General features: G+C 33.6%; 28 protein-coding genes and 2 pseudogenes. 7 read left to right on the top strand and 23 right to left on the bottom strand.

The genetic code is table 11. The annotated features are described in order from the left end of the window. Window positions 1-45 precede the first annotated feature (45 nt). From copZ to VF726_RS11960, 10 genes and pseudogenes are all read right to left on the bottom strand, one after another. On the bottom strand, window positions 46-252 hold the full coding sequence (gene copZ / locus VF726_RS12005) for a copper chaperone CopZ (protein WP_440168237.1): 207 nt from the start codon (window positions 250-252) through the stop codon (window positions 46-48). A gap of 200 nt (window positions 253-452) precedes the next feature. After that, window positions 453-755 carry a metal-sensing transcriptional repressor gene (locus tag VF726_RS12000; RefSeq protein ID WP_000349637.1) on the bottom strand — a complete coding sequence of 101 codons (303 nt, stop codon included), beginning with the start codon at window positions 753-755 and terminating at the stop codon, window positions 453-455. A gap of 291 nt (window positions 756-1,046) precedes the next feature. After that, entirely contained in the window at window positions 1,047-1,274 is a 228-nt protein-coding gene (locus VF726_RS11995; protein ID WP_000849106.1) for a hypothetical protein, read from the bottom strand. Between the two features lie 259 nt (window positions 1,275-1,533). Beyond that, a pseudogene (locus VF726_RS11990) lies at window positions 1,534-2,058 on the bottom strand (cation diffusion facilitator family transporter); the annotation flags it as partial. Between the two features lie 34 nt (window positions 2,059-2,092). Beyond that, entirely contained in the window at window positions 2,093-2,911 is an 819-nt protein-coding gene (locus VF726_RS11985) for an alpha/beta hydrolase (protein WP_440168234.1), read from the bottom strand. 16 nt (window positions 2,912-2,927) lie between these two features. After that, a complete protein-coding gene (locus VF726_RS11980; protein ID WP_440168232.1) occupies window positions 2,928-3,749 on the bottom strand; it encodes an ABC transporter ATP-binding protein in 822 nt (273 codons plus the stop codon). A 14-nt stretch (window positions 3,750-3,763) separates the two neighbouring features. Next, a complete protein-coding gene (locus VF726_RS11975; protein ID WP_440168230.1) occupies window positions 3,764-4,786 on the bottom strand; it encodes a FecCD family ABC transporter permease in 1,023 nt (340 codons plus the stop codon). After that, window positions 4,779-5,786 (bottom strand): FecCD family ABC transporter permease, encoded by a 1,008-nt coding sequence (locus VF726_RS11970; RefSeq protein WP_440168228.1) that lies wholly within the window; start codon window positions 5,784-5,786, stop codon window positions 4,779-4,781. Before VF726_RS11970 ends, VF726_RS11975 begins: the two co-directional genes overlap by 8 nt. A gap of 27 nt (window positions 5,787-5,813) precedes the next feature. Then, on the bottom strand, window positions 5,814-6,779 hold the full coding sequence (locus tag VF726_RS11965) for an iron-hydroxamate ABC transporter substrate-binding protein (RefSeq protein ID WP_440168226.1): 966 nt from the start codon (window positions 6,777-6,779) through the stop codon (window positions 5,814-5,816). Between the two features lie 298 nt (window positions 6,780-7,077). Continuing rightward, on the bottom strand, window positions 7,078-7,836 hold the full coding sequence (locus tag VF726_RS11960; RefSeq protein WP_440168224.1) for an exodeoxyribonuclease III: 759 nt from the start codon (window positions 7,834-7,836) through the stop codon (window positions 7,078-7,080). 154 nt (window positions 7,837-7,990) lie between these two features. Here VF726_RS11960 and VF726_RS11955 point away from each other — a divergent pair, with 154 nt between their 5' ends. Genes VF726_RS11955 through VF726_RS11945 form a run of 3 tightly spaced genes read left to right on the top strand, consistent with a single transcriptional unit; the run spans window position 7,991 to window position 10,006 of the window. Then, window positions 7,991-8,587, top strand: a complete 597-nt coding sequence (locus VF726_RS11955; RefSeq protein WP_440168222.1) for a bifunctional transcriptional activator/DNA repair enzyme AdaA — start codon at window positions 7,991-7,993, stop codon at window positions 8,585-8,587. Continuing rightward, entirely contained in the window at window positions 8,568-9,098 is a 531-nt protein-coding gene (locus tag VF726_RS11950) for a methylated-DNA--[protein]-cysteine S-methyltransferase (RefSeq protein ID WP_440168220.1), read from the top strand. The genes VF726_RS11955 and VF726_RS11950 overlap by 20 nt, the downstream gene beginning before the upstream one ends. Further along, window positions 9,095-10,006: a DNA-3-methyladenine glycosylase family protein gene (locus tag VF726_RS11945; protein WP_440168218.1), complete on the top strand. Its 912-nt coding sequence runs from the start codon at window positions 9,095-9,097 to the stop codon at window positions 10,004-10,006. Before VF726_RS11950 ends, VF726_RS11945 begins: the two co-directional genes overlap by 4 nt. Before the next feature lie 37 nt (window positions 10,007-10,043). On the opposite strand, the gene pepT is transcribed toward VF726_RS11945, so the two are convergent. Then, the gene (gene pepT, locus VF726_RS11940) at window positions 10,044-11,276 is read right to left on the bottom strand and encodes a peptidase T (protein WP_440168216.1); all 1,233 of its coding nucleotides are present in this window, start codon (window positions 11,274-11,276) and stop codon (window positions 10,044-10,046) included. Between the two features lie 193 nt (window positions 11,277-11,469). Here pepT and VF726_RS11935 point away from each other — a divergent pair, with 193 nt between their 5' ends. Then, window positions 11,470-12,108 carry a YczE/YyaS/YitT family protein gene (locus tag VF726_RS11935; RefSeq protein ID WP_440168214.1) on the top strand — a complete coding sequence of 213 codons (639 nt, stop codon included), beginning with the start codon at window positions 11,470-11,472 and terminating at the stop codon, window positions 12,106-12,108. Between the two features lie 90 nt (window positions 12,109-12,198). Here the strand turns inward: VF726_RS11935 and VF726_RS11930 are convergent, their stop codons facing one another. From VF726_RS11930 to VF726_RS11915, 4 genes and pseudogenes are all read right to left on the bottom strand, one after another. Then, a complete protein-coding gene (locus VF726_RS11930; RefSeq protein ID WP_440168212.1) occupies window positions 12,199-12,516 on the bottom strand; it encodes a hypothetical protein in 318 nt (105 codons plus the stop codon). A gap of 304 nt (window positions 12,517-12,820) precedes the next feature. Then, complete coding sequence (locus VF726_RS11925; RefSeq protein ID WP_440168210.1) at window positions 12,821-13,396, bottom strand: histidine phosphatase family protein; 576 nt, start codon at window positions 13,394-13,396, stop codon at window positions 12,821-12,823. A gap of 30 nt (window positions 13,397-13,426) precedes the next feature. Next, window positions 13,427-14,249 (bottom strand): annotated as a pseudogene (locus VF726_RS11920) (alpha/beta fold hydrolase). Window positions 14,250-14,473: 224 nt separating this feature from the next. Further along, window positions 14,474-14,863 carry a VOC family protein gene (locus VF726_RS11915; protein WP_440168208.1) on the bottom strand — a complete coding sequence of 130 codons (390 nt, stop codon included), beginning with the start codon at window positions 14,861-14,863 and terminating at the stop codon, window positions 14,474-14,476. A gap of 430 nt (window positions 14,864-15,293) precedes the next feature. Between VF726_RS11915 and VF726_RS11910 the strand changes: the two genes are divergently transcribed. Beyond that, window positions 15,294-18,014 carry an EAL domain-containing protein gene (locus VF726_RS11910; RefSeq protein WP_440168206.1) on the top strand — a complete coding sequence of 907 codons (2,721 nt, stop codon included), beginning with the start codon at window positions 15,294-15,296 and terminating at the stop codon, window positions 18,012-18,014. A gap of 95 nt (window positions 18,015-18,109) precedes the next feature. Here VF726_RS11910 and VF726_RS11905 read toward each other — a convergent pair whose 3' ends face one another. The 4 genes from VF726_RS11905 to VF726_RS11890 are packed head-to-tail and all read right to left on the bottom strand — an operon-like array spanning window position 18,110 to window position 21,463. Further along, window positions 18,110-19,174: an undecaprenyldiphospho-muramoylpentapeptide beta-N-acetylglucosaminyltransferase gene (locus tag VF726_RS11905; protein ID WP_440168204.1), complete on the bottom strand. Its 1,065-nt coding sequence runs from the start codon at window positions 19,172-19,174 to the stop codon at window positions 18,110-18,112. A gap of 48 nt (window positions 19,175-19,222) precedes the next feature. Continuing rightward, window positions 19,223-19,543: a DUF6572 domain-containing protein gene (locus tag VF726_RS11900; protein WP_440168202.1), complete on the bottom strand. Its 321-nt coding sequence runs from the start codon at window positions 19,541-19,543 to the stop codon at window positions 19,223-19,225. A 25-nt stretch (window positions 19,544-19,568) separates the two neighbouring features. Further along, on the bottom strand, window positions 19,569-20,480 hold the full coding sequence (locus VF726_RS11895) for an NAD-dependent epimerase/dehydratase family protein (RefSeq protein ID WP_440168200.1): 912 nt from the start codon (window positions 20,478-20,480) through the stop codon (window positions 19,569-19,571). Further along, window positions 20,477-21,463, bottom strand: a complete 987-nt coding sequence (locus tag VF726_RS11890; RefSeq protein ID WP_440168198.1) for a UDP-N-acetylglucosamine 4,6-dehydratase family protein — start codon at window positions 21,461-21,463, stop codon at window positions 20,477-20,479. Before VF726_RS11890 ends, VF726_RS11895 begins: the two co-directional genes overlap by 4 nt. Window positions 21,464-21,758: 295 nt before the next feature. On the opposite strand from VF726_RS11890, the gene VF726_RS11885 reads away from it, so the two are divergent. Continuing rightward, window positions 21,759-22,937 (top strand): DUF2515 domain-containing protein, encoded by a 1,179-nt coding sequence (locus VF726_RS11885; RefSeq protein WP_440168196.1) that lies wholly within the window; start codon window positions 21,759-21,761, stop codon window positions 22,935-22,937. Beyond that, window positions 22,843-23,313: a CBO0543 family protein gene (locus tag VF726_RS11880; protein ID WP_440168194.1), complete on the top strand. Its 471-nt coding sequence runs from the start codon at window positions 22,843-22,845 to the stop codon at window positions 23,311-23,313. The genes VF726_RS11885 and VF726_RS11880 overlap by 95 nt, the downstream gene beginning before the upstream one ends. Window positions 23,314-23,335: 22 nt before the next feature. On the opposite strand, the gene VF726_RS11875 is transcribed toward VF726_RS11880, so the two are convergent. From VF726_RS11875 to pdxR, 4 genes are read right to left on the bottom strand one after another with little or no spacing between them, the layout of a single operon-like run. Continuing rightward, window positions 23,336-23,761: a YfmQ family protein gene (locus VF726_RS11875; protein ID WP_440168192.1), complete on the bottom strand. Its 426-nt coding sequence runs from the start codon at window positions 23,759-23,761 to the stop codon at window positions 23,336-23,338. Window positions 23,762-23,781: 20 nt separating this feature from the next. Continuing rightward, on the bottom strand, window positions 23,782-24,453 hold the full coding sequence (locus VF726_RS11870) for an LrgB family protein (RefSeq protein ID WP_440168190.1): 672 nt from the start codon (window positions 24,451-24,453) through the stop codon (window positions 23,782-23,784). 23 nt (window positions 24,454-24,476) lie between these two features. Beyond that, a complete protein-coding gene (locus VF726_RS11865; RefSeq protein ID WP_440168188.1) occupies window positions 24,477-24,833 on the bottom strand; it encodes a CidA/LrgA family holin-like protein in 357 nt (118 codons plus the stop codon). A gap of 33 nt (window positions 24,834-24,866) precedes the next feature. Beyond that, window positions 24,867-26,300 (bottom strand): MocR-like pyridoxine biosynthesis transcription factor PdxR, encoded by a 1,434-nt coding sequence (pdxR, locus tag VF726_RS11860; protein WP_088097449.1) that lies wholly within the window; start codon window positions 26,298-26,300, stop codon window positions 24,867-24,869. Window positions 26,301-26,334: the final 34 nt, after the last annotated feature.

The following is a 26,334-nucleotide window of genomic DNA, read 5'->3' as shown; positions in this document are numbered from 1 at the left end:
TCGTACTTCCTATAAAGTACGATTTATTTCCATATCTAAAAATAATTATTGAACATCGTATCCTTGATCTTCAATTACAGTAACGATATCTTTTAACGTTACAACTGACGAGTCGATAGTAACTTCAACAGTTCCTTCTGCTAATTGAACTTTTACTTGGTCAACGCCATTTAGTTCTTTCACACTGCTTTCGATAGCATTTACACAATGTCCACAAGACATACCTTCAACTTGTAATGTTAACTGTTCCATTTAAAATCCTCCTCTTGTTTCTTTATTATTTGTTAATCACAATTACATCTTACCATACCCCCCTAAGGTAATCAATGGTTTTGTATCATGATTTTTCAATTATTTTCTAAACCTTTATTTTACATACACTTTTTTACATCAATACCTCGAAATCCTATATATAGGTAAAAAAAACAAGCCAGTTACATACTAGCTTGTTTTTAGGCTTTTGAAAAACGTTCAAATACTGTCATTAATTCTTCAATTGCTTCATCACCATTACCATTTTTAATAGCACCTGAAACACAATGACTCGTATGGTTTTTTAATACACCCATTCCTACTTTTTTCATCGCTGCATTAATCGCTGAAATTTGCACTAAAATATCCACGCAATAACGATCATTTTCAATCATATTTTGAATACCGCGGACTTGTCCTTCGATTCTCTTTAATCTATTTATAATTTGTTCTTTTTCTTTTTCTGATCTATGTGTTACCGCTTCATGCTCTTTATGATCCATATTATCACCTTCTTAAAGTTTCTCTTCATCCAATAAAACAATTGCTTTTACGAGTATACCAATTATAGCACTAATTATCTATGTATGATACCCCATATGAGTATATTTCCGCTCTATGCTTATTCTTAACAATTTATTAGCTTCCCAGTCTCACTTTTCATAATACCCTTTCCTTTTTTCAAAAAAGAATAATAAGTGTAGATTAACTATCCCCGCTTATTATTCATCCAAAAATAAAAAAATCTCAATTTATACACGTATAAATTGAGACTTTTTTATTCCTATATATTATTACTGCTGATCACATACTTTTGTATCATTCACTACTGAAGTTCCTTCAACGGTTACCGTATGAAAACAGTCATTTACACGAACTGTCACGACATTATCTTGCCGATCAATAACGTGATATTCATTAAAATTTTTATTCAGAGCACTGCGAATCTGTTCTCCTTCATAAATTGGAATACCATGTGATAAAACCCAAATAAGCCCAGCGATAGCAAGAATAGTTTTCATACGATCTACCTCCTTGGAAATATAGTGAACTTTTAATCCATGCTTTTGTAGCTCTACGAATCATGATTGGAATGAACTAAGCCTTTTTGGAAATAAGTTCATTTCGTCTATTTTATGTTTATGCTAATTGTGACTGAATTGTGACAACTTTTTATCTCTTTAGACGAAAAGTTGAAACAAAACTTTCAAAAAGGACAATTCTACTTGCACAAACAAAAGGCTATAGAGAATTTCCCCATAGCCTTTCGTTTGCATTTGATTAGACAATCATTTCATTATGTTTAATGTTAAGTGTTTCAATTTGAATGGTAGCATGTTCAATATGGAACTCTTGTTTTAACATATCAATAATATTTTGAAGTACTTCTTGATCATCCTGTTTTTTATCAATCATTACATGGACGCTTAATGCATCTAATCCAGATGTAATTGTCCAAATATGAAGATCATGTAAATCACGTACACCTTCTACCCCTTTAATCGCATGCTTCACTTTCTCTAGTTCAATTGCAACCGGTGTACCCTCCATAAGTATATGAATGGAATGTTTTGTTACTCCCCACGCACTCTTTAGAATTAATAAAGCTACAACTACTGAAATAATTGGATCTGCAATATACCATGAGAATAATGACATAAGTGCACCAGCTACTAATGCTCCGACTGATCCTAACGCATCTCCAAGAACATGTAAATACGCGCTACGTAAATTCACGTTATTTTTCACGTCACCTTGTCTCATGAGTGCCCATGCACTAATTAAATTTGCTAGTAAACCAAATGAAAAAAGGTAAGCAATTGCTTACCTTTCCCCTCTTCTATACGTGACTAATAAACCTTAATCCTTTACTTAAAGAAGTCGGCACAACAGATGCATGATTCTCCCCTTCAGCTTCATAAAACGTAAATCGAAACTGATTGTGTTTTACTTGGAGAAGGCGCTCTGATAATTCATTTGCCCCTATAACCATATGCTCTCGTTCTAGTGATCCAACTGTAAGGAACACTCCCGTTTGAAACTTGGCACTGTTTAATTCATTTATAAGATTCTCTTCTTTTTCAAGAACAGATTGGTTATTCCACCAAATTGATGGACTACTAATAAAATAATTTTGAAAGGCATTTACGTTTGTAAATAATATATGTAATGCAAATAAACCACCTAGCGAATGCCCAAACAACGTTTGCTTTCCTTTATCAATTTCAAAATTTTTTTCAATCTGCGGCTTTAATTCTTCTTCAATAAAAGTAAAGAAATTATGTGCTCCTCCTGTTTTAGGCCACGGTTTACCGTCTGGTTTTAAAGGCGCATCTTTTGAAATTACGCTAGGCGTAAAATCATAGCATCTTTCTTCACCTGAAAATGCCCCTTCAATACGATAACCAATACCTACTATAACGGCTGGTGAAACACCCGTTTTTTCTGCTCTAACTGATTGTATTTTAACCGCTTCATGAAATGTTTGAAAAAAGGCATTGCCATCTAATACGTATATAACAGGATAGCCTGATTCTGGTGCTGGCTGCCTCGGCTTTGAAATATGAATTTGATATTCCTTACCTTCTAATTTCGAATACATTTTCCACTGCTCTGTATTAGATGTTATAATCTGCTGTTTTTCAATCGTACTATTCATCTTATATCCCCCCTTCTTAACTCGTTACATATATTTCAACTTTCTCTTCTTGAAGTGCAACGCTATCGTATCCAAAACAAACAGGAGACCCATTATACGGATCAATCATGACACGCGCATCAATATGAAATACTTCTTTTAACACTTCATTTGTAATGATTTCTTCTGGGATACCAGTTGTAACGATTTCCCCTTCCTTCATTGCAATAATCTCATCTGAAAACCTTGCTGCATGGTTAATATCATGTAGTACCATTACGACCGTACAATTATGTTCTTTATTTAACTTCTCCACAATTTGTAATACATCTAATTGATGAGACATATCAAGATATGTCGTTGGTTCATCTAGTAGTAACACTTCTGTCTCTTGCGCTAAAGCCATCGCTAGCCATACCTTTTGCCTTTGACCACCTGATAAATTGGCAATTTGTCTCGTCCGAAATGCAGAAGTTTTCGTTATATCTAATGCCCAATCAATCATCTCTTTATCTTTTGAAGTTAACTTATTTACGTTATTTCGATGTGGATAGCGTCCATAAGAAATTAATTCTTCTACTTTAAGCTCTCCTGGCGCAATTGGAGTTTGCGGTAGTAATGCTAACTGCTTCGCAATTTCTTTCGTTGGAATTGTATTTAAATCCTGTCCTTGTAAATATACTTTACCGCTCTTTTGCTTTAAGATTCTTCCCATTGTTTTTAACAGTGTCGATTTACCACACCCGTTTGGCCCTATAATTGTCGTTACTTTTCCTTCTTGTATTTCCACATTTAAATCGCGAAACACTGTAAGTTTTTCATAACTCGTTTCTAAATTTTTTGCACTTAAAATACTCACTTTTATTCCTCCTCTTACGCTTTCGCCTTATAAAGTAAATATAAGAAATACGGTACACCGACAATAGAAATAACGATTCCAACTGGTAACTCTACAGGTGTGAAAACTGTTTTTGCAATAAAGTCTGAAGCAATTACAAGGAACATTCCGATTACTCCGCACGTAGGAATGATATGCTTATGCTGAATACCGACAAGTCTTTTCGCTATATGCGGTGCCATTAATCCAATGAAACCGATACTTCCTGAAACTGCAACACATGCACTGACAAGTCCGATACTACTTAATAGTAAAATAGATTTCTCTCTTTCTACTGAAACACCCAAGCTTGTAATACTCGTTTCTTCCAATTGAAATAAATCCAATAAATAAGCTTTCTTTTGTATAAGCGGAATTAATATAATAAGCCACGGCAGCATTGCAATAATATACTTCCAGTTTGCATTATATATACTTCCTGATACCCAAACTGCAGCCATCTCGAAATCAGTTGACTTCATTTTAAGTGATAAGTACATAGAAAATGCCCCAAATCCTGATCCAATCGCAATCCCTGTTAATAAAAGACGCTGCGAATCTAACTTACCGTTTTTCCAAGAAAACAGATAAATGATAATAGCTGCACCTAATCCGCCGACTAAACCAAACATTGGCATCATCATAATAGAAGCCCAGTCTGTACTCTTTAATTGCCCTTGAAAGAAAAACATAAAGATGACGATCGCTGTTCCTGCCCCGGCATTTACTCCTAAAATACCTGGGTCTGCCAGTCCGTTTCTCGTAATCCCTTGAATAACAGCACCTGCAACGCCTAGGCCTAATCCTACTAATCCAGCAATTATGATGCGCGGCAGACGAAACTCAAAAATAACTAAATCATGGTCTGGTACTGGATCTATTCTAAAGAGTGTTTTAAATACATCTGTAATCGTAATATCGAACGTACCATTCGTTAAACTAATATAAATAGCACATAGTATTAAAAATATAATAATCCCCATCGTCATTCCAAAACGTTGACTTGAACTTTTAAGCATGTCTCTCTCCTCCTCTTGTACGAATTAAATACAGGAAGAAAGGAATTCCAATTAGAGAGGTAACGACTCCAATTGGCGTTTCAAATGGATAATTTACAAATCTACTTAAAACGTCACATAATGCTAAGAAAACCCCACCAATAACGCCTGCACATGGCAATATCCACTTATAATCTACTCCAATTATAAAGCGCGTAATGTGCGGAATAATTAAACCTACAAAACCAACTTTCCCCACTAAAGCAACTGCCGTTCCTGTTAAGAAAATAACTGATAAAATAGACATCGCTTTAACTAGTTTTGTACGCTGCCCTAAATTAATAGAAACTTCTTCTCCTAAAGAAAGAATCGTAATAGATTTTGATATTAATAATGCTAAAACTATTCCAATGATCCCAAATGGTATCGTAATTTTAATAATATTCGGGTCCACTTGATCTAATTTTGCATTAAACCAAAAACTAACATTTTGAGAAATTTGGAAATATGAAGCCATCGCGGCCGATACACTACTTAAAAATGTTCCAATGACTGTCCCGATAATCGCTAACCTAACTGGTGATAAGCCATTTTGAAGGAGAGATCCAAAACCAAATACGATACCGGCTCCTAGTGCAGAACCAATCATTGAACATACAACCATACCTATTGATGACATTCCCGGAAGAAAAATCATACAAAGTGTAATAACAAAGGCTGCACCATCCGTCACACCCATAATAGAAGGGGATGCAAGATAGTTTCTTGTCATCCCCTGCATAAGTGCTCCTGATATGGCTAGAAATGCTCCAACTAAAAGAGCTGCAACTACCCTTGGTAAACGTGAAGTAATAATAATATTATGATTTACATCACTTGGATCAAAATGAAATAATGCGTTCCACACTGTTTCAGCATCAATACTTTTGGCCCCATACAAAATAGAAAGTATAACTGTAAATAAGATGAGTATGGGTGCTATACATAATATAGTCACTGGTACTGCATTTGTTTTCTGCATATCATTCAACGCACCTTACTTATTGTATTATTTAGATAAATTTTTCACTGCTTCTTTTAAGAATGCTGTTTTACTCCAAGCAGTACCACCTTGTGCCATTGGGTCTACAACGTTTACAAATACTTTCTTTTCCTTCGCAGCATTCATACTTTGCCAAATTGGATTACTTTCAATTTCTTCTAATACTTTCGGATTTTTATTTTCAGTTGTCTCATATTGTAAGAAAATATAATCCGGGTTAAGTTCAGCAAGTTTTTCAAATGAAATTTTCTCTTGTGCTTTTACAGTTTTCAATTGTTCTGGAGCAGTTAGCCCAAGATCTTTATAAATTACAGGGTTGAAGTATACTCCTTCTGGATATAAGAATAATTCGTTTGCTCTTAGTCTAATAACAAGTACTTTTTTGTCTTTTAACTTATCTCCTAGTTTTGCTTTTGCCTTTTCAGCGTCCGCATTATAATCTTTAATAATTTTTTCTGCTTTATCTTTTTTACCAGTTAATTCTCCCATTAACTTTAAGTTATCTTCCCAATTTGTTGAAACGTGTGATACCGGGAATGTAGGAGCTACTTTCGTAAACTTTTCAGCTGTTTCTGCTGGGAATTTCGTACTTGATGTAATAACATCTGGTTTTAATTGAAGTAATGTTTCGAAATTTGGTTGCATTTTCTCACCAACAGATTTCGCACCTTCTAAATCTTTTTCAAGATACTTCGGTAATTTACCACCTACAGTAATGGCACCTACTGGTTTAATTCCAAGTACTGCCGCATCTTCCATTGACTCTAAACTAGCTGTTGCAATTTTATCTACTTTTGCTGGTACTGTATATTCTTTACCTAAATATGTAATTTTTCTTTTTTCGTCTTTTTTCGTTTCCGTAGCTTTTGTCTGTTGCTTTTGCTCTCCTGAAGTCTTATCCGCACTATTACATGCTGCTAGTCCTACACTTAAAACTGTAACCATCCCTAATGTAAATAACTTCTTATTCATCTTTATATATCTCCTCTCGAATTTTCAAACAATATTCTTAATAAAATTTAACTATATGAAACTTGTCTTACATATATATTTCATTAGATTAATAATTCTATCCAGAACTCATTCTCGTTCACTTCCCCTAAGCTATAATTCTTTTACACCTCATCCATTGATAATCCTTTTCACTGATAATGATTATCGTTACTAAGTATATATTTAATATGTAATTATTTCAAGAAAGATTTGAAAAATTTTAACAAACTGAATAAAAAAGAAGTATCCGCCTAATGTTAAGGAGATACTTCTTCTTTTAGAATTTTATATGTAATTCAACTGGGCAATGATCTGATCCCATCACTTCACTATTAATTTTCGCCTCTGTTATTTTGTCTTTCATTCTTTCAGAAACAACAAAATAATCTAAACGCCATCCAATATTTTTTGCTCTCGCTCCCATTCGATACGACCACCACGAATATGCGCCTTCCTGATTAGGATATAGATAACGATATGTATCAATAAATCCTTCTTCTAAAATACATGTAAACTTCTGTCTTTCTTCATCAGAAAACCCAGGATTTTTACGATTACTTTTTGGATTTTTCAAATCAATTTCTTTATGAGCAACGTTTAAGTCTCCGCAAAAAATAACTGGTTTTTTCTCATCTAATCCTTTAATATACGCCCGGAAATCATCTTCCCATTTCATTCTGTAATCTAATCGTTCTAATCCACGTTTTGAATTTGGCGTATATAACGTTATCATGTGAAAATCTTCGAATTCTAAAGTAATAACTCGGCCTTCTTGATCATGCTCTTCAATTCCTAAACCGTATGTAACAGAAAGCGGTTCTTTTTTCGTGAAAATAGCTGTTCCTGAATAACCTTGTTTCACGGCATAATTCCAGTATGTATAATATTCCTCTAGATTTAAATCAATTTGCCCATCTTGTAATTTAATCTCTTGTAGACAAAATATATCAGCATTCGATTCCTCGAGATATTCTAAAAATCCACCTTTTGCGATAACTGCACGTAAACCATTTACATTCCATGAAATTAATTTCACTTTTCGTCCTCCTCTTGCTGTTCACTTTCAAATTTCATGCTATCACAAAATAGAAAAACAATCATATTTCCATCTTTGTAATCTTGCTCTTACATTTGTGAATACATACATACGCACTTTATTCCGGTTATACTAATTTCAGAGGTGATGTTCTTTGCACAATGAAGGAGTTACGTTAACAAATGAGCATTGGCAAGCGATTATTCATAATGATTCTTCCTATGATAGCAAATTCTTTTATGCCGTGAAATCAACCGGAATCTTTTGTAGACCGTCATGCAAATCAAGAATACCGAATAGAAACAATGTACGAATTTTTTATCATGCAGAGCAAGCATTAAGTGAAAACTTTCGCCCGTGCAAACGCTGTAAGCCAAATGGGATCACTTTACCTAATGAAGAGTGGGTAGAACAAATTAAAGATTATATCGAAAAACACTTCGATGAATTATTAACTCTCGATATACTTGCAGAAATGTGCCATGGTAGCCCATTTCATTTACAACGTACTTTCAAAAAAACGACAGGAATAAGTCCAATAGAATATATACAGCAGTTTAGGATTGTTAAAGCGGCAGAACAGCTATTACAAACAAATCAATCTATTAAAGAAATTAGTACTGCTGTCGGAATAGAAAACCCAGAGTATTTCGCAACTTTATTTAAAAAGAAAACCGGCTTTACTCCGACTGAATATCGAAAAAAGAATGAAATGAAAGAGGGATACAATAATGAATTCCTACAAAAATAAATCTATATATTGGACGATACTTACACATGAAAATTGGTGCTTTCATATCGCCGCAACTGAAAATGGACTATGCTTCATTGGATCACAAGACGAAAACTTCGAAGAACTAACTATATGGGCTAGAAAAAAACTGCCGCAATATATATTGACCCATAGTCCCGATTACTTGCAAACATATACGAAAGAAGTTATCGAGTATTTAGAAAACAAGCGGGAAACTTTCACATTCCCTATCGATGCTTACGGAACCGCCTTTCAATTATCTGTTTGGAATACGGTACGTGAAATTCCTTACGGGAAGACATATTCTTATTCAGAAATTGCCGAAAGAATGCAAAAACCTACAGCTATACGTGCAGTTGCTACTGCTATTGCTGCCAATCCTCTTCTCATTACAATTCCTTGCCATCGTGTTATAGGAAAAAATGGAAAACTAACTGGTTTTAGAGGGGGGTTAAAAATGAAGAAAGAATTGCTTACATTAGAAAAATTGCAGGTGGAATTCATATGACAGCAGAATATACTAGCGCATTAACTTTAGCAGTTCCAACAGAATTTAGTTTCCAAGAAAATTTACGCTATCTATCACGTTCTAACAATGAATGTATGTTCCACATTGAAGATAACAAAATTTATAAAGTTATCCCTGTTAAGGGTGTAAATCCTTTAGTTGAAATTAGTATGAACTCGGATAATAACATTCAAATACGTTTTTTAGAAGAATCATATACATCTGAAGAATCGGTATGCGAAGCTGTAGCCCACTATGTGAAAGAGTGGTTTGATTTAACTACTGATTTAGCTCCCTTTTATACATTAGCTAAACATGATGTACTCCTTCAAGGACCAATTGAACAACATTATGGGCTTCGTACTTTAGGTATTCCAGACTTATTTGAGGCACTTTCCTGGGGAATTATCGGTCAGCAAATTAATCTCACATATGCTTATACGCTAAAAAGAAGATTAGTCGAACACTTTGGAAGTTATGTAGAATGGAACGATAGAAAACATTGGATATTCCCTTCTCCTGAAACGATTGCACATTTACACGTAGACGATCTCAAAAAATTAAAAATGACGACGCGAAAATGCGAATATTTAATCGGGGTTGCAAAGCTTATTACAGAAGGAAAACTATCAAAAGAATCTTTATTGCAAATACAAGACGTGAAACAAGCTGAAAAACAATTAACTGCTATACATGGTATAGGACCGTGGACTGCCCACTATGTTTTAATGCGCTGTTTACGATTTCCTTCCGCTTTTCCAATTGACGATGTTGGTTTGCATAATGCAATTAAATATATAACAGGTTCCGAAAGTAAACCGACTAAACAGGAAATAAAAGATTTTGCGGCAAATTGGATTAACTGGGAGTCTTACGCAACTTTTTATTTGTGGCGAGTATTATACTAAAAAACCAAGTAGCGCATCCACACTACTTGGTTCTTTTTTAAGCTTGTTCTTCGAATCGTCTTGCAATCTCTATAATAACTTGAACAGCTTTTTCCATCGTATCTACCGAAACATACTCGAATTTACCGTGATAGTTTTCACCACCTGTGAAAATATTCGGCGTTGGTAATCCCATATATGATAACTGTGATCCATCTGTCCCGCCGCGAATCGGATGAATGTTTGGTTCAATATTTAAACTTTTCATCGCTTCATATGCAATATCAACAATTTCTCTCACTGGTTCGATTTTTTCAAGCATGTTGTAGTATTGATCATTCATTTCTAAAACGACTGCATCTTGTCCATACTTCTCTTGCATTTGCTTCACAATATTTTCAACGTTATGTTTACGCGCTTCAAAATTTTCACGATCAAAATCTCGAATAATATAATACGCTTTACTTTGCTCAACATCACCATTTAATGAAAGCAAATGATAGAATCCTTCATAGCCCTCAGTATATTCTGGTGCCTCTTCTACTGGTAAATGCCCATTAAACTCCATAGCAAGTTTAGTTGCGTTACGCATTTTATTTTTCGCTGTTCCAGGATGTGTATTCGTTCCGTTAAACGTTAACTTAGCACCTGCAGCATTAAAGCTTTCATACTCCAAGCCCCCTAATGGACCGCCATCCATCGTATAAGCACATGATGCACCAAACGCTTCTACATCAAAATGCGCTGGCCCACGACCAATTTCTTCATCCGGCGTAAATGCCACTCTTATTTTCCCATGCTTAATTTGCGGATTATGTATTAAATAGTTCATTGCAACCATAATTTCAGTCAAACCAGCCTTATCATCTGCTCCTAGAAGTGTCGTACCATCCGTTGTAATAATTGTATGTCCTTTATATGATGGTAATTCTGGGAACTGTTCTGGCGTTAACACAACATTTAGCTCTTCATTTAAAGTAATCGCCTTGCCATCAAAATTTTCATGAATTTGTGGTTTTACGTTTTTCCCTGTAAAGTCTGTTGCCGTATCTAAATGTGCTAAAAAGCCGATTACAGGAACATCCTTATCTGTATTAGCAGGAAGTGTTGCCATTACATAACCGTTATCATCCATCGTTACTTCTGTTAACCCAATTTCTTTTAGCTCTTCCACTAATAACTTACCAAATTCAATTTGTCCAGGTGTTGTTGGTACTGTATGGCTTTCTTCATTTGATTGCGTATCAATTTTTACATATCTCGTAAATCTTTCAATAAGTTCTTGTTTCAAACTCGTTCACTCCCTTTTATGTTTCTCCCTCTATTATAGTCCTTAAAACGAAATATTTTAACTTTTTTGACTGCGAATATATATTTCATTTGTATTTTAGAAATTATAAATAACAGCTAAAAAGTCGTAATATTTGTACATTAAAACTCTTACATGTAATATACATAATTATACACTATGGGAGGTTTTAAAGATGAGGTTAACTCTCTTTCGCTATTTTCTTTTTTTCTTAGGATTAATTTTTTTCGGCCTTGGAAATGCTCTTGCAGTCAAAGTTAAATTTCTCGGTTTACATCCTTGGGAAGTTTTAAACATGGCTCTCTACCAAAGGTTTGGATGGACCATTGGTACGTGGAGTGTCATATGTGGATTATGTCTCGTTCTCATTTCTTTACTAGTAGATCGAAAATATATAAATGTGGGTACATTTTTAAATGCACTACTTATCGGTCCCATTATGGACTTTTTCTTACAATCAAATATCCTTCCAAACGCTAGTGATTATTTATGGATAAACTTACTCATTTTATTTGCTGGTATTGCCATTACAGGTATCGGTGGAGGTATGTATGTTGCGGCTGGAATTGGCGCTGGACCTCGTGATGGATTCATGCTTACTATTTCTGATAAAACAGGTCTATCTATTAGCCGTGCTCGAATCATTGTAGAATGCATTGTACTAGTTATCGGATTTATGCTCGGTGGTCCTGTTTTTATCGTAACTTTTCTATACACTTTTATTCAAAGTCCAATCTTTCAGCAATCATTTAAGGTATTTCAAACACTACTACATACTTTACAAACCAAAGATAAAGTTAGTGAGCATATTTAAATTACAACTTAATACAAATCAAACACCCTATTTACGATTCTCACCGCAAATAGGGTGTTTCTTTTTCATCTCACAATTTAAGAATATATGCTACTCACTCACAATAAAAGTATATACATCGTTATAAATACAACCATTTACCCTAATAACGTACTTCCCGGGTTTACTAAAACGAATTGTGTATTTATTTAGCTGAATGGCTTCTTTATCTCCAGAAAGAACATCAATGCTTCTGCCACTTAATACATATAATTCATTTAGGTTCATTGATACATCAATTACATTGAAATTCCCCTCTTCCACTTGCTGTGATTCCGCAGCGCTTACACTTCGTTCTAAAAACAGTAGTCCACTTAATCCAATCGTTCCCGCTAAAGCTACTCCCGCAAACTTTTTAATCTTTTTCATCACAATGTCCTCCTTATAGATTTTGTGTAAAGGCGATTTCCCCTTTACACCACAAAGCCTATATGTAATATAATGAAATGTAAACGAGGACAGTACGACAAAATACTACATCTTTTTCTCCAATTGAATAGAAATCCATCGTTTGGAATTTTGACGCATTTAAAATTGTTTCCCTAAATCACTTTCCCCATAATTTATTCAAATACTGAATAATTACTTATTGATTTAACATTCTAAAAATAGTTGATAAAAATGCTTTCTATTCAAATAAGAAGATTTTACTATAAAATCCATGCAACCAATTTTATTCCGCTTTCCATAATCTCTCTACATTCATGAATTGTTCTTCTTTAAACTCCATCTTATATATATCTGGTTTTGACGTATTCATTAAAAATTCAAAACCATATTGTTTATCGAAATAGTTCATCATTAATGTCATGACAAGCCCATGTGTACCAATTACAATTTTTTGTCCTTGAAAATCCATTAATATTTCTTTTAACACTTTCACTATCCGTCTCTGACAATCCTTATATGACTCTCCTTCTGTTCGTGCAAAATCCGGATTTGCGAACATCTTCTTTACAAGTGGGTACACCTCTTTATCTGATATAATCTGATCCTCACTTGAAAACATACACTCTTTGAGATTTTCATATACTACTATTTCTTTTTCATAGAAGTTCGCTGACTCCTCTATCGTTAACATAGCCCGATTATAGGGACTGGAAATAAAAGTATCAATCCTCTCCGCTTTTAATATATCATTTACCCTACGGGCATCCATATGTCCCTTCTCAGTTAACCCGCGCGTTCTTTCATTTCCTTCTAACTTTGGAGATTCACCATGTCTAACCATATAAATATATGTACTCATAATTCCTCCTTGTAAATATTCATTCGTCTTTTATAAACTTTTCTGATCTGTTCGTCTAATCCATTCTCCTACTAAACTCTCGAATAATTCAGGCTGTTCAATTTGCAAATTATGCCCTGCCATATCTAACACTGCTAATGTCGCTCTTGGATAATCATCAATAATTCCTATAATATCTTGATAACCTACCGATATGTCTTGTCTTCCGGCTAATAAAAGAACGGGTTTCTCATATTTCTTATGATGAAAAGCCATAGTAAGAGAGTAATTCTTTTGCAACCTTTCAATAAATTCATAATTAGCAACAGCTATTCCTGGCTTAATTTCCTCTTTAAATCTCGTATATGTATATTCATTCGCGACCACTGCTAACTCGCAAAATTCTTCTCTATCAGTAGAAGTTAGTGTATTTAAAAACTCCTTATCTTGTACAATTACCTGTTTATCTGGTAAACGTCTTTCTTTTTGATGGGCTACAACAACAGGACATACTAATAATAATCCATTCACTCTCTCACACATCTTTGAAAGTATCCCTCTAGCTAAATATCCGCCGAAAGACTCTCCTACTAGTAAAAAATCTTCCCTTGGAATGATTTCTTCAATAAATGTATTTAACACTTCTAATATATGATTTGAACTATTTAGCCAATCTGGAGCGTTCGACTTCCCCATTCCAGGTAAATCAATATATATTCGCTTATAACCTTCATATTTCTGAAATACTGATTCCATACATTTCATCATTAACCTATGGCCTATGGTCAGGGGCGCAGCCATGTATGATAATGACCGGTTTACCCTCTCCCACAATCTCATAATATATTTGTATATCTTTAATTCGCCATAACATAAAAAGTCCTCCCTATTTATACATTCCTTTTGAATAGAAACACTAGCAAACTTATAAGAATACACGTTCTCAATTTACATTCTTTTATAATTAATTGTCAAATTAAAATTTTCAGATTATAAAAAACAAGAAAGCTTCCTCCTATTTTTATTACATAGAAGAAAGCAGATTTATTTTTACCCAATCCTAATTTGAAACCTTGTTATTATTAGTTTCGTTATTCGTTATTCTTCTATTTTCATTAACACAATTCTCCAACCATCTGGATCCTCTATCGTTATCCCCTTGTCTTTCCAGTATGGGTTTTCAGGTTCGACCTCATCATATCCCAATGCATGCAGCCTTTTACTTACCTTTTTCATTTCACTATCTTCACTCATATAAAATACCAGTAAATTATCTTTTGTCGGAGCTGGACAAGGACTTCCATCTATATGTCTTGTAAATTCTAAATGATACTCTTCATCTGGGAGTCCAAACATGATCCCATCATAACCTTCATGATCGTAGAATTCACCTATACGTTTTAAACCTAATCCTTTTTCATAAAATATTGTAACCTCTTCAAACTGATCAGTTGGACGTGCGATTCGAAACTTCACCCAATTCTTCATGCTTTTCCTCCCATACTAAAAATTTCATACTTGATTACATATTATTGTACATACGTAACACGTTTTTGAAATCACTCGTTAGTATGAGAATAGATACATACAAAGGTCTTACTCAAAATAACCTATTACGACCAAAAACTCACCTTCCAAGAAAGTCCTTACCATTTTATATGCAATTTTGCATCTCCACTTGCAAATCACTAAAAAATCTTTAAAATTCAAAGGATGACTAAATATACATTTCCTATTTAAAATCTTGATGCAATACATATTATCAAACGCAATATTTTTTAAATTTTAAGAAGTATTAAACTCTTCAATACTTTCCTTATAAACAAGATTTTCATAAGGAAATCTGATACAATTCTTAAGTAATATTATTATGTATAGATATTACGAATATAGTGCATAATTAAAGAAGGTGATTTTATTGGAATTAAATAAAAATTTACAACTATGTATATTAATTGGAACATTAATATGTTATTCAATCTATTTTATGTTTTTCTATCTGTTCCCCACTCATTTTTCAAATTCAGATGTACGCTTCGCTTCACTTATTGTTGAAACCATTACATTTGTCTCATTGATTTACTCTATATATTCTAAAAAAGTTAGTTCAAATCCGTTTTGGATATGTATCACAATAGCGATTGGTAGTTTTTTATTAGGAAAAATAGTATATACATATCAAGATAGCTTCTTCGAAATTCCAATACATCGTTTTACTATTTCTGATGTATTTTACATGTTTTTTCTACTCTTCTGTCTTATCGCTTTCTGCTATAAAATTTTAAAAGAATGTGATAAATGGGAAAAAGCGTTCTTTATTTGTGATATATGCATCGTACTTACTTCCATATTCACATTGGAATGGTATTTATTTAATCAACCAAATTTAAATATATTCTCTCTTTCACTAGGAGATGTTTTCCTTTCATTTCTATATCCAATTGCAGATTTATTATTTCTTCTACTAGGTGTTAGTCTTTTTTTCCGTCCAACAATTTTTAATTCCAAACGGAAAATTTACATCTTTATTTTTGTATTAATAAGTTCTGCAACTTTTAACTATATTTATTTTTACTTAAATAATCATTTATCAACTGAAACGATAACATTATTACGTCTTTTATATAGAATACCTATATTATTTATTGCAATAGCTGGATCTATTTCAGGAGATCATAATAGCCATAAAAATTATTTTATTGTTAACCCTATAATAGGAAAAAAAGCTTTAGTTGTATTTCCCTATCTTGCTGTTGCAATACTAATCGGGTTTACATTAAAAGAACAAACAGCATCTTCAACTCTCATTACAGGAAATTGTATTACTTTTATTTTCGTACTCATTCGTCATTCTATTGTACGTATGCAAAACAATTCCCTAACAAAACGTTTACAGGCATTTAATGCTCAACTAGAAGAAAAAGTTACTTTACGAACTTCTGATTTAGTTTATAAATCAGAGGCTCTATCTCAAAAACAACAAAAATTCAGATCACTATATGAATATCATCCTGACCCTATTTTTACGATTGATTTACATGGAATCTTCTTAAATGTAAATAAAGCTGGGAGTATGTTACTGGGAGCACCAACGAATGAGTTACTCGGTGAAACTTGTTTTTCGATTATTTTAGAAGAAGATAAACATAAACTAGCATCTGCATTAGAAAAAGTGAAACAACAAGAATCGGCATCCTTACAACTTAGCTCTCAATATAAAGATGGCTTTACTTATTTTTTATATGTTACCATCGTTCCTATTATGATAGACGGACAAATTTCAGGAAGCTATATTATGGTGAAAGATATTACTGCACTAAAAAAGCAGCAAGAAGAAATAAAATATTTAGCATTCCATGATACTGTAACGAAAATTGGGAATCGTGCCTTTTTCCATAAGAAATTAAAAAGAGTTATAAAAAATGCTAAAACAACAGACAGTGAGTTCGCATTATTATACTTAGATTTAGATCGCTTTAAAGCAATTAACGATACACTTGGACATTCGTCAGGAGATTACATATTAGAAGAAGTAGCAAAGCGATTCCAATCATGTCTTCCATCACATACTCATCTGTCAAGAATCGGTGGTGATGAGTTTACTATCTTAATTGAAAATTATACTGACGAAGATTCCTTATTCGAGTTATGTAACCAATTATTTGAAAGCATAGAAAAACCGTTTGTCATACACGAGCATACATTAACTTTATCACTTAGTATCGGCATCGCTATTTATCCACATTCTGGAATCGATACCGCTACACTTCTGAAAAACGCTAATGTTGCCATGTATGATGCGAAAGCAAAAGAACTTAACTCTGCCTCTATTTATGACGATGTAATTGCTAAAAAAATTGAAAGACGATTACGATTAGAAAAAGATTTACCAAACGCAATACAAAATGAAGAATTGTTCCTTTTATATCAACCTCAAGTTGATAGCGAATCTAACAAAATTATCGGTGCTGAAGCTTTAATCAGGTGGAACCATCCCGAATTAGGCGTTATTTCTCCATATGAATTTATTCCGATTGCTGAAGAAACACTACAAATTATTCCAATAGGAAAGTGGACATTACAGCAAGCCTGTGAACAAATGAAACGTTGGCACACACTCGGATATTCTCATTTAAAAATTGGTGTAAACTTATCTGCTAAAGAATTTGAACAAGAAGATTTTGTAAAGTCTATTTCTTCTACTTTGGCAACTACAGGCTTACCAGCCAGTTCTCTCGATCTTGAATTAACAGAACGAATTGCAATGATGGATGAGCGAGAAACGTTGATAAAATTACGTACACTAAAGAGTTTAGGCGTTCACATTTCAATCGACGACTTTGGTACAGGCTATTCTTCGCTAGCTTACTTACCTTTATATCCAATCGATACGTTAAAAATTCCAAGAGAATTTATTACAATGTCTGAAACATGTGACGATGGAATGGAAATTATTAAAACAATCATCACATTAGCAAATACATTAGGAATGTCTGTCATTGCTGAAGGTGTAGAAACGAAAGAACACGTAAATTTCCTTCAAAAAAACAAATGTCAGTTTATTCAAGGTTACTATTATAGTAAACCTATTCATATTAATGCATTTACTGAGCTATTAAAAAGTGGGATTCACCCATAGTACATAGTTAATCGGGATAAGTAATAATGAATTTGAACAACTATAGTAAAAAGGAAAGAAGATACCTTCTTTCCTTTTTACTATTTAAATTTCTATTACTTCACCACTTCATTTATTATATCTATTAATTGATGAATTCCCTCATCATTTGTTTTCTTATAGCCATTCATGTTTTGAATGTATCTCTCCTTATTTGTATTCAACTTATTTACTGCATGTATGAATGCATTCGTACTTACTTTGTCTTGGAATATAACTTCTGCATATCCTTGTCGAGAAAAATATTCAGCATTTAAAACTTGATCTCCCCTACTGGAACTGTTAGTTAACGGGATCAGCAACATCGGTTTCTTCAAGAATAGCAATTCAGAAATAGCAGTAGAACCCGCTCTCGAAACTACAACACTCGCCATATTTAGTATATGCGGCAACTCTTCCCCTATATATTCAAATTGTATATAGCCCTCCATGCCAATAGATGAATCCACCTTCCCTTTACCGCACATATGAACAATATTAAAATTTAATAGTAATGTTTCCAAACTTCTCCTTACCATATCATTTATCCATTGAGCACCTTGACTCCCACCCATAATTAACAATACTGGTTTATCTTGCTGAAATTTACAATAGCTTCTTCCCCGCAATACGTTGCCCCTCTCAATTTCTTCTCTTACAATTGGTCCTACATAAACTTTTTTCTCATTACGTACATTTTCTCCGGTCTGAGGAAATGTTGTGCATAGTTTTGTAGTAAATGGTAATGCTATTTTATTTGCTAATCCTAACGTACTGTCCGGTTCACGTATTATTACGGGTACTTTATTCATCCACGCTCCTATTACTACAGGAACGGAAACAAATCCTCCTGCCGAAAAAATAACATCTGGTTTTATCCGTTTCATTAATTTATAACTTTGTATGCAACCTTTTATTATTTTAAAAGGATCTTTAAAGTTCTCCCAATCCCAATATCTCCTAAGCTTCCCCGTTGAAATACTATTGTATTTAACATTTTGAACTAATAGTTTTTCAATTCCGTTTTGAGATCCAATATACTCAACTCCCCATCCTTTTTCTATGAATTTAGGAATCAATACCATATTAATCATTACATGTCCGGCTGTACCGCCCCCAGTAAAGAGAATCTTTTTATTCATAATTTATATCCACCTTTATTATTAAAAATCTTATTTTATACTAATCTATTACATGTAAGTAAACTTACTATTATTTATATAAACCTTTAACTCAAATCCTATATCTTGCAAAAAATCTTTAATGAGATCATAAAAATCATTTCCATACTCACTACATTCATACTGAGCAAAGACTTGAATTACCGACCTAGTTCCTGTACCTATTACTGTTTTTTTCCTATCACCCTTTTTACCTTCCACATAGGCTCGACATTTATTTATCGCCTCATAGATACGCAAAACATGCTCTTCTTCATCTTTCCAGTCCAGCGTATCAACAATTAAAAGAAATAGGGTATTTTGATTATTTATTGCTTTATAGCCATTCATATATTTCTTACACCCTTTTTATTTTTCATTGAATGCAGATGTCACTACACTTCGCATACTCAAGTACATCTTTTAATGATTGATGGAATTGAATTTCTGGGACCCAACCTAACCTTTTTATATCCTCTATTACTAAACTCTCATTTGATTCGCTCCCACTATGCTCTGCTTCTTTTATGGAAAAATTCAGCTGTGTTAATTCTTTGTATTGTTCTATTACATCTAATAAAGACCGTTTTACTCCTGATCCAATATTATATTGTTTTCTATTTATTCCATCGCGTAATAACACATGATACGCTTTAACCGCATCACGTACATCTAGAAAATCCCTACTATCTTTCAAACTGTTTACTTCAATAACGGCTTTACTTCTACCTGATGCTATATCTATCATTTTTTTTGCGAGAATCGAACAAATACCATTTGATACTCCTGGACCAATTAAGTTTGAGGGCTTTGCAATGATAATATTTGAATCCATTAATCTGCCCCAAGCCTCTGCAATAATGACTTGCATCGTTTTACTTAAACTATATGGATTTGAAATTTTTATTTCGTTTATAGGATCTGCTTGCAAAGCAGATCCTATAACTAATGTTCTACAATGTGGTGCTTCTTGCTTAATTGCTTCTAATAAATATAACGTTCCTATTACATTAATCTCTACATATTCAAGTGCAGCTGTCCAAGACTCTATAACCGAATTCCTTCCTGCTAAATGCAATACATAATCTGGCTTTATTTGTTTCATTACCTTCATTACTTCGCTCTTATTTGTTAAATTACAAGTAATACCATTTTCAATTTTTTCTCTATGTGTACGATTTTGAAACATAGGAATTACATGAAAGCCCTGTTCTAAAAAATATTGGCAAGCATGGCGTCCTGTAAAACCATTTGCACCCGTTATTAAAAGGCTCGCATTTTTTTTCATCGTAAAAACCCTCCTTTTAATAGCATTTGTTTCACCTCATGTTTTGCAAGTAAGTCTTGTTGAGAACTAAAACTCTTCACATCCACAAGCGGATAACTAGCATAATATTCTTGAAGCCCTTCTATAGGAATAGTCGGTAGTACCACAAAATAATTTTGATCAAAACTTATACTCGTTTTACTCTCTACCTCAGATAAAAGCATTTCACTTAATTTTTCACCCGGCCTTATCCCTACCTCTTTTAACTTCACATTTTCTTTATTCGAATCTTCAATTAACACTTCTGCTAAATCTGTTATTTTACATGCCGGCATTTTCATAACAAAGATTTCCCCGCCTCTGCCTTGATATACGGCTTTAAATAACAATCCAACAGCATCTTCAATTGTTAAGAAAAATCTAGTCATATTTGCATCGGTAATCCCTACTTGTGAAGATTTTTTAATTTGTTTTTTAAAAAGCGGTACCACACTTCCACTTGTCCCTAAAACATTTCCACCACGAACACAAATAAATTTTGTTTGCTTCGTTTGCACATTCGCATGAACCATTAACTTTTCACCAATTGCTTTTGTCATCCCATACGTATTTGATGGATCTGCTGCTTTATCCGTTGAAACATATATCACTTTCTCAACTTGCATCTGTATAGATGCTTCAATTACATTTTGCGTACCATGTATATTGGTTTTTATAGCTTCATAAGGATAATACTCACATACTGGAACGTGTTTTAAAGCTGCAAGATGGAATACATAATGTACACCTTGGCATGCATAGACTAATTGATTCTTGTCACGAATATCTCCAATAATAAATTTTAATCTATCATCATTTATAAACTGTTGCTGCATTTCAAACTGAACCGTTTCATTTCTTGAAAAAACCCTAATTTCTTTCGGTGATTTTTCTAATAGTTGTTTTATAAGTTCATGTCCCCACGAGCCTGTGCCACCAGTGATTAAAATTATTTTATTTAGCATTCCTTTTCCTCCTACCAAGCATTTCAATTAAAATTTATTGAATTATTTTCAATTGATTCAAATCATAATCGTCGTTTGTTACATTTAATTGACAAAATAAAAAAACCAAAACTATTAAATATAGTTTCGGTTTTTTATTTCACCTTACAACAGTAAGATTTTTTATACTGTTTGCATGATAACTAAATTTCCTGTAAAAAACACCGCTCATTTATTTCTTATACTCGTAATAAAATAAATAGAATGACTCATAGCCAATAGTCATGCTTAAATTTATAAAAAGGGAGGTAACGGAATGTACCGAAGCAATTCAAATCATACATATAACGGACCTTCCAAAGCACTGCCTCTCTCCCTATTTGATGTGAAAAATGAATTGAAACATAAAAGCAAACTCATTCCTTCTGGCACGATGTATAAATTAACAAAAGAAGATCAAATCATTATCAACAATATAAAAATACAAACAGGACAGCTAAATAAAAATAATGTGACAAGAACACGCGCATACTACCAATTTTACATTCAATATCCAGAAATACATTGGGCACTACTTGGGCATATGGTATCACGTAACGGCGGTTGGAATATGACTGATTTGAAGGGCGATTTATATACGAAAATTTTATCAGAGAAAGATCAAATCACATTTTTTTCTTTTTTAGAAAGAGGGAATTGGCTTATTTTTCAAGATGTATATCCTCAATTTCTGCTTTATGAACAAAGTGTAAAAAGAGCACAAAAGCTATTTCACCTTCTCCCTCACCTAAATGTTTCTACATTTATGGAAACGATGTGGAACGATTTTTGGAAAACCGGTAACAAACAAACATTAGCGATTGCAACTATTATTAATGAACAAAACTACTTAGAAAAAAGAGTGATTCAAAATGTACACTTTAAAAAGACTGTACTAAATAGTATTGGATTTAAACTATTTGATTTCTTTCAATTTAATCATATCCTTTTCCCATTCTACGCAAATGATAAGAAAGAAAAAGTATTACTATTTGGTGATACAATGAAACATTTCACTTCCTTACATGAACGGATCTTAATTGGAAAAAGGTTGTATTCATTATTATTTCGGGATACACATGTTTTATCTCAAGTAATAAGCTGGGCCCAACACCATCCTCATACAGGATCAAGGAAAGATTACTGGCCTCATTTATTTTCCAGTGTGAATGAATCTTTTTCCCGTGAGTTTTATAAACGCCGAATAAAGAAATGCCAGTTGCGTAATGGCGCTTATCGTATATACAGCCCTGCACTCATCTATGCATGGCCAGATATAGAGCATGAAGAAGTTGACAGTGAAGATTGGTTTACGGACTGGCAAGTCGTAAATTACTTAGTGGATAAGGAGGAAAATATACATGGACAAATTACAGAAGACTACTGTAAAACACTCGAAAAAATTGAACTTGCCATTCTTGCAAAGAAAAATGTTCTCCTTCGAGAAGACGAATAACCTTTTCGCATTAGTCATTACAATCTTACTCTCTTCTATTATCGGAACTTACTTAGATGCTTTTTTTGTTGCGAAGCAAATATATTCCTTTCCGGTTAGACCATTCTCATCCATCTTTTCAGTTAACATCGGCTTTACTTTGTTTGTACTACCGATTTTAACAACGATTTTCATACAAATTTCAAAAACATTATCTGCAGTTTCTAGAATTCTTTTTATTATTTTAATAGGTATTTGTGCCAGTATTTTTGAACAGATTGCTGAAAGATTTGGTTTCTTTATTCATAGCTTGGATTGGAATCATACATATTCTTTATTTGGCTATATGATTTTCTTTTCTTTTATTTGGAAAGTATATGATTTCATACAAAAATAAAGAGATCCTTATAGATCTCTTTTTAAGCATACTCTTCGGTTATTACTAATGATGTAGGGTTTTGAAGACTTTTTGAACGTAAACGATAAGCAACGATTTTCTTTTTATATTGCTTTATTACATCAACATGTTCTTCATGGCTATACAGAGAAAACTTAATCTCTTTATTCCCTTTCTTCGTGTGAATAACGATTGGTGTTCCTTCCCCTTGCGGCGGAAAATAATGTTTATCTAAAAATAGAGCCTCATTAAATTCATGAATAACTTGTAGTTTCGTTTCTCCCTCTATATTTTTTCCTTCTATCGATATAGAGGTATTCTCCGCCTCAAGCTTTTGATGCAATTCAAATCTACTAATAATTGATTCTACAACAGAAGTGGGCATACTAGAAACTAATACTTTAATAGCGCCAAAAATAAATAATGTAACTATAAACCATGTTGTCATTGTTATCATCTCCATTACATTTAAAAAATAAATTTCGTTCCATACGGTATGAATATACTAATGAGTATTCCCGTTACAATCATCGTCACCGAACCGATCGTCGCTTCTTTCTCTCCTTCCTTCACGAGACGGCTCACACCGATAATATGTGACGCGCAGCCCATCCCTACTCCTTTTCCAATCGTACTCGTTATACGGAAAAACTTAAGTACTGTTGGTCCGATAATAGCACCTGTTATTCCTGCAACAACTACAAAACTAGAAGTCATAGATGGAATACCACCAATTTGATCCGCTAATGATAGGGCAATAGGCATCGTTGCTAACTGTGGTAAAGTAGTTAATATAAGTTCCTTATCTATATTTAAAATTCCGCCAATCACTACATTCATACTCGTTACAGCCACTATACCTATCACTACTCCGATAAGTATCGATAAAAAATTTTTCATAAGTATCTTTCGCTCTTTAAATAGAGGTATGGCTAATGCTACAATTGCAGGGCTCAATAAGCTTGAAAGAACGTCTCCCCCATTTTCCCTATACTCATGATGAGAAATACCAAAAATCAAAAATAAACAAATCATAATTGCCGTAACTGTTAACACCGGTAACGTAAATGCAAACGTAAATTTTTTATATAGCTTTGTCGCCAAGAAATAAATTGCTACAGTAATAATAATTAAGACCATTTGAATCGTGCACCTTGTCGATTTTATTTTTTTGTTGTTATTAATAATTGACTTATATACCCTGAAACAATCAAAGTTACTACAGTACTTGCAACTACTAAAAGGAATATAATACTCCCCTTACTTAAAAGAAAAGACCCGTATTCCATCAGCCCTGTTGTCGAAGGGATTAAAAATAACGGTAAAAATACGATTAACTTTTCCGCACCTACCTCAAACCATTTTAACGGTAAAATGCGAGTGGAAAGGAGCAGGAACAGTATTAACATCCCTATTAAACTTCCCGGTATTGATAGATGGAATATTTCCTGAATCCACGTACCAACTAAGCTAAATATATATAGCACGCCTACTTGAAGTAAAAGCGTCACGTACTTCATTTCTTTCCCTCATTTCACTATCACACATCCATATTATGAAATTTCATTTAGCGTGTCGGCAAACCGTTTAATTCCAAGTTGAATTTGTTCTATATTCGCTCTACCAAACGTAAATCGTATATATTCATTTTTCGAACCTAAAACACTGCCCGGAACAAATGCGACACCATTCCGTATAGATTCACCTAATAAGTGATATTCATCAAACTTTCCTTTCACTTTACACCATACATGTATTCCACCCTCTGGCACGAAACATTCAACTCGGTCTCCCAATGTTCCTTCAAGCTCTGCAATTAATTCATCTCTTCTTTGCTTCAATTGTCCACGAAGTATCGTAATATGTGTATGAAAATCCTTTGATTCTAAAAATTGATTTGCTACCCACTGCGTAAATACACTATGGCCAAAATCAACTTGTTGCTTTGCATCTGCTAAACGCTCAATTACGCGTGTAGGACCAATTATCCATCCAATACGTAATCCTGATGCAACAATTTTTGATAATGAACTTATGTAAAGAACATTTCCATTTTGGTCCATTGATTTTAATGTTGGGTTCACTTCTCCATTAAAAGAAATTAAACTATACGGATCATCTTCTACAATTGGTATACCGAACTCAGAAGACAGTTCTAAAATCTTTTTACGTCTCGCTAATGAAAGCACAGTACCCGTTGGATTTTGATAATCTGGATTCAAAAATACCATACGAATGCGATGCTTTTTGTTCAAATCGATTAAGTCATCTGGATTCATTCCATGCTCATCAACAGGTAAATGAAATATGTTTAAACCGGCCGATTTAAACATTGGAAGCGAAAAACAATACGAAGGATCTTCAATCGCAATCGCATCGCCAGGTTTTAATAAACATTGAACGATAAGATTAAGCGCCTGTTGTGCTCCAGATGTAATAAGAATAGAGCTTGAATCTGCTTCAATTTGTTTATATTGCTGAACATGTGCTGCAATTGTTTTTCTCAACATCTCATTTCCAAGTGGATGGTCATAGCCGAGATTTTCCATAAATGTTTTCTCCGACAAAATTGTTCGAAATCTATCACTCGGAATTAATTCTGGTGACAGTTCACCACTTGCTAGATTAATTAAATCATCTTTTTGTGTTTCCGTTCGAATTTGTTGAACGAGTGGTACGTTAGGTAAGAACGATCCATCCTCCACATACCTACCCCAGTTCGGTATTCGTTTATGTGAGACACCCCATATGTCTGTATTAACCCATGTTCCGCTTCCCTTTTGCCGTTCTACTACTCCAAGTGATTTTAATTCTTCATACGCAGCTACTATTGTACTCCGGTTCACCTGTAATTCCTTTGCCAATATACGCTCAGAAGGTAACTTACTATCAGAAGGAAATTCACCTGAAGAAATGCCTCTTTCAATATAATCAGCAATTTGTTTATATACAGGTGTCTTATCTGCACGATTTGGTTTCCATTCCATCTAGTTCCCTCCTTTTAAAACGAACTATCCTCAT

The sequence above is a fragment of the Bacillus sp. Brlt_9 genome (genome assembly GCF_051948935.1).
In the GTDB taxonomy this organism is placed as follows: Bacteria; Bacillota; Bacilli; order Bacillales; family Bacillaceae_G; genus Bacillus_A.
Note: the sequence above shows the minus strand (reverse complement) of the source record. Positions and strands in the feature narration are given on the sequence as shown.